The sequence below is a fragment of the uncultured Dialister sp. genome, assembly GCF_900541605.1.
Classification (GTDB): Bacteria; Bacillota; Negativicutes; order Veillonellales; family Dialisteraceae; genus Dialister.
Map to the genome: position 1 here is coordinate 1 of NZ_UQKJ01000138.1, position 4,598 is coordinate 4,598.

4 protein-coding genes are annotated in these 4,598 nt (G+C 50.0%); 2 read left to right on the top strand and 2 right to left on the bottom strand.

Annotated elements, in window-relative coordinates; genetic code table 11:
• Nucleotides 1-79: 79 nt before the first annotated feature.
• The gene (locus tag QZR21_RS08135) at nucleotides 80-1,411 is read right to left on the bottom strand and encodes an MATE family efflux transporter (RefSeq protein ID WP_296095790.1); all 1,332 of its coding nucleotides are present in this window, start codon (nucleotides 1,409-1,411) and stop codon (nucleotides 80-82) included.
• A 199-nt stretch (nucleotides 1,412-1,610) separates the two neighbouring features.
• Nucleotides 1,611-2,258: a fructose-6-phosphate aldolase gene (gene fsa / locus QZR21_RS08140; protein WP_296095793.1), complete on the bottom strand. Its 648-nt coding sequence runs from the start codon at nucleotides 2,256-2,258 to the stop codon at nucleotides 1,611-1,613.
• 416 nt (nucleotides 2,259-2,674) lie between these two features.
• Between fsa and QZR21_RS08145 the strand changes: the two genes are divergently transcribed.
• Together QZR21_RS08145 and QZR21_RS08150 are read left to right on the top strand one after the other, a co-directional pair.
• A complete protein-coding gene (locus QZR21_RS08145; RefSeq protein WP_296095795.1) occupies nucleotides 2,675-3,589 on the top strand; it encodes a LysR family transcriptional regulator in 915 nt (304 codons plus the stop codon).
• A 186-nt stretch (nucleotides 3,590-3,775) separates the two neighbouring features.
• The gene (locus tag QZR21_RS08150; RefSeq protein ID WP_296974823.1) at nucleotides 3,776-4,510 is read left to right on the top strand and encodes a hypothetical protein; all 735 of its coding nucleotides are present in this window, start codon (nucleotides 3,776-3,778) and stop codon (nucleotides 4,508-4,510) included.
• Nucleotides 4,511-4,598: the final 88 nt, after the last annotated feature.

The following is a 4,598-nucleotide window of genomic DNA, read 5'->3' on the forward strand; positions in this document are numbered from 1 at the left end:
TAGAAGCCCCCGCACGAATGACTCTATCCGTAAGCATCGCCCTAACAGCTCGGCAAACTGAAATTGGCAGTACTCATTCTTACTGTTCCATCAGCTTTCTGTACCCCTTCATGATACCATAGATATCCGCCAGCGCCCAACCGATGGGGATGGAGAGCCAGATGCCGGTGACACCGAAGAAGGGGATTGCTGACAGTACATAGGCCAGTACCACCCGGGTGCCCAGGGAGAGAATGGTGAGGATAACACTCATACCAGCCTTCTTGATGGCCCGGTAATAGCCGTAGAGCATGAAAAGGATGCCGATTCCTATGTAGCAGCTGCCTTCGATGCGGAGGTAATGACTGCCGATGGCAATGACCTCCTGTGCCGTATCGGGGACAAAGAATCCCATAAGTACCGGCGCCAGGAAAGAAACAATAAGACTGGCTGCCATAGAAAAGGCAACGACCATCTTCCCCGCCGTTATAACGCCATCACGGATTCGCTTCCTGTTTCCTGCGCCGTAATTCTGGGCCACATAGGTGGAAAACCCATTGCCGAAATCCTGGAGCGGCGAATAGGCGATGGTATCGATTTTTACGCCCGCCGCAAAGGCAGCCATGACAGCGGTGCCGAAGCTGTTGACCAGGCCCTGCACCAGGAGAATTCCGAAATTCATGATGGACTGCTGGAGACTTGTCAGGAGAGAGAGTTCCGACATATCCCGGAATATCTTCCCATCCCAGGTCATTTCTTTCAGGGACAGATGGAAATCCTTTTTCACCAGGAAGCAGTATCCAAAAATACCGAGGCCCGAAGCATACTGGGAAATCACGGTGGCCTGGGCGGCCCCGGCCACACCCCAGCCAAAGTAAACCACGAAAAGGATATCCAGCACCACATTCATGAGGGACGATAGAATCAGGAAGGCCAGGGGCGTCACAGAGTCCCCTACCGCCCGCAGGAGGGCGGCGCCGAAATTATAAAGGAACACCGCCACAATCCCCGTAAAAATCCACCATACGTACTCCCTGAAATAGGGGACCACATCGGAGGGAGTCTGCATGAAGGAAACGATGGGATCCAGCAGCACATATACCGCCCCATTCATGATGACTGTCAGAAGGCCGATGGAAACAAAAGAAATAAATATAGACTGCCGCATCCTTGAAAAATTCTTCTTCCCGAAGCACAGGGAAAAGTACACGCTGCTTCCCATGGAAAGGCCAATGAGGATGGACGTGAGGAAAATCATGAGGGTGTAGGCACTGCCCACAGCTGCCAGGGGCGCTTCCCCCAGGTACCGCCCCACCACCAGGGTGTCCACGATGTTATAGAGCTGCTGGAATACATTGCCCACCATTAATGGCAGTGAAAAAACAAGAATCTTTCGGAAAATCGGCCCCGATGTAAAATCAATATCCCTCATTCTATCCCCCTGTATATGTCCCATAGGGACTGAAATCTGTTCTTATTATACACCGGCTACCCCTATGTGCTCTTCTCTCCCATCCTGAAAGGAGGAAATCCACAGATAAGAGGCTGACTCCCGTCTTCCGGTGAATGGCTGCCGTAAAAAAATCCGCCGGAACCATAATTTCCGACGGATTTCTTAGTAATGGTATGGATTATTTCATATTGGCTGCAGCCCAGTCCGCTTTGAAACGGGCGATGCCGTTATCGGTGAGCGGATGTTTCATGGCGTCCATGAGTACCTGGAATGGAACGGTGGCAATATCTGCACCGGCCAGGGCACACTGGGTAATGTGCTGGGGCTTACGGATGGAAGCGGCGATAATCTTCGTTTCAATACCGTGAAGTTCGAAGATTTCGGAAATCGTCTGAATCAGTTCAATGCCATCCCAACCGATATCATCAATACGGCCTACGAAGGGGCTTACGAAGGATGCACCGGCGCGGGCAGCAAGAAGTGCCTGGTTGGCAGAGAATACGAGGGTCACATTGGTCCGGATACCAAGCTTTTTGAGTCCCTTTACCGCCTTCATGCCTTCCGGGGTCATGGGGATCTTTACCACCACATGGGGATCGAGGCCGGCCAGGACCTTACCCTCTTCAATCATGCCTTCCGCATCATCGGCCAGCACTTCCGCAGAAATGGGGCCATCCACAATGGAGGCAATTTCCTTGATGGTGGAATGGAAATCTTTTCCTTCCTTTGCAATGAGGGAGGGGTTGGTGGTTACACCGGAAATAAATCCCATATCGTTGGCTTTACGAATGGCTTCTACATCAGCAGTATCAATAAATAATTCCATTTTCTTTTCTCCTTTACCTTTTCGATATGTAATACATTTTCACACTAACCACGGCTCCTGTCAATTGAAAAAGCGTAAAAAACAGGTAAATAAAAATATCCCCCAGGACAGCGGGAATTCATGGCATTTCCTTTTATGATTTACGGAAGAACCGGTTATCAATCTGTCCTGTTTTCTCTATGGGTATTTATAAAATTATTCTATACATCAGAATATTGATTATCGGATTCTCATTTTCTTTCTGTTTCTTCGATACTGTCTATTGATTTCGCAGTCTTCGGAGCCATGAATTAATTCTATAGATTTCTAAATTATAATGCATGAAATTCCTATTTTATTGATTATTAATAGACTAGAGTGTATAATTAAATAAAGAAATCTATCATTTCCAGCGTATTGAAATCCAGGGGGATATCATGAAATTAACGCTCCTCGCTTTGAGCTATTTCCAGAAAACAGCTGAGCTCCAGCATCTGACCCGTGCTGCGGAAGCCCTTCATATTTCCCAGCCATCCCTGTCCCACACCATCAAAGTTCTGGAAACAGAACTGGGGGTCCCGCTTTTTTCCAGAAGCGGACGAAACATTGTACTCACCAGATATGGCGAAATCCTGCTCCGCCATACGAACCGCATTATGCAGGAACTCCGGGGAGCCCAGAAAGAACTGGAGGATACAAAGGAAGCCCAGAAACTGACAGTCACCATCTCCCTCTTTGCCGCTTCCATGATTATTCCTGCCTTTCTCACCCGCTTCCGCCAGGAACATCCGGATATCCGATTTGAAATCCTGCAGCAGCACAATAAACCGGGACAGCAGAATCAGAACCACGTGGACCTCTTCCTTTCCTCTTCCATCAATCCCATAGAAAACGACCACTCCGTCACCCTGCTGAAGGAGGATATCATGCTGGCCATGCCGGATACGGATCCCCATGCCCGCAAGTCCTCCGTAAACCTGGATGAATTTGAAAAGGCCGGATTCATTTCCCTGGAAGCCGGTTCCAGCCTGCGGACCATCACCGACTTCTACTGCCGCATGGCCGGATTTGCGCCCCATGTGGTTCTGGAAAGCGACAGTCCCATGACGGTCCGTGAATTCATCCGGGCAGGCCTTGGCGTATCCTTCGCTCCGCGGATTACCTGGCACGGCGTAGGCGGCGACCATGTGGCCCTCGTCCCCATTGCATCGCCGAACTGCCAGCGCTATATCAGCCTTTCCTGGAAAAAGGGAGAAAAGCTTTCTCCCCCTGCCGAGATGCTGAAGAAATATATTATCGACAACTTTTCCGATTTCGCCCGGGAATACGCCGGACTGCCACCGGAAAGATAAACCTGCCCCTATAAAAGCCGGGATGTTCTGTCCCGGTTTTTTTATATGTGATGACTGACTGCTTTCTTTTCCTCCCCGGTATCCGGAGGAGAATTTCCGGTTGCCCCGGGACCTGCTATAGTTTATAGTAGTCCTGTAAAATATAAATCCACGGATTGGTTTCCAATCCCTTCTAAGGAGCCTGCTATGCCTGAAAAATCCAAATTTGAAGAAGAAAACCTGTTTGCATCCCCCACGCCTTCGTCTGCGGGGGAAAAGGCGGCCGGTGAGATGAAACCGGCAGGAAAGAAAGTAAAATCCTCCTCTTCCCTCCGTCCCGCAGAAGAAGCGGCCCGCCATGCCTGGAAAGAGAAGATTTGGGAATTTGACCTCACAAAGCCCTCCCAGGTCATGAAAGACACCATGAAAGAATCCATGCTGCAGGAGGGATTCGGGAAGCGGGAAGCCAACAAAGTCTTCAAAGGCCTGTTTTTTAAGGAAAAGGTCTGCAACACAAGGACCCAGGCCCTGGAATACCTGGCGGCCGTTCCCACTTCCTATGGAGTCAAGTATAAAATCGGCATTGCCCCTTCCCCACAGATGGTATCCCTGGAAAAACGGCTTCACGAAAAGGAAGAGCGGCTGAAAGCGTATACAAAAGAACAGGAAGAGAAAGATCAAAAGAAATTCAGCCTCCCCTTCATTACCTGCCCCCATTGCCATTCCCGGGTGAATCGGGACTATATCCATCTGCCCCTCTGTCCGGTCTGCGGGAAAGGCCTCCATCCCGATACCACCTTAAAGACCATGGCTTCCCTGGAAACGGCGGTGAAGGACCTGAAGAAACGGTACGAGGATACAGCCCGGAAATACAACAGCAAATTCACGGGCGGTGAAAAATGGATTATCCGCCTCGTAAATCCTCTGTACGAGAAAGAGTGAGTACACTGCCAATTTCAGTTTGCCAAGCTGTTGGGGCGATGCTTACGGATAGAGTCATTCGTGCGGGGGCTTCTAGCTGCTAGCTCCT

Coding starts and splice junctions, on each gene's coding strand:
- fsa (WP_296095793.1), bottom strand. CDS start 2,258: ATGGAATTATTTATTGATACTGCTGATGTAGAAGCCATTCGTAAAGCC.
- QZR21_RS08135 (WP_296095790.1), bottom strand. CDS start 1,411: ATGAGGGATATTGATTTTACATCGGGGCCGATTTTCCGAAAGATTCTT.
- QZR21_RS08145 (WP_296095795.1), top strand. CDS start 2,675: ATGAAATTAACGCTCCTCGCTTTGAGCTATTTCCAGAAAACAGCTGAG.
- QZR21_RS08150 (WP_296974823.1), top strand. CDS start 3,776: ATGCCTGAAAAATCCAAATTTGAAGAAGAAAACCTGTTTGCATCCCCC.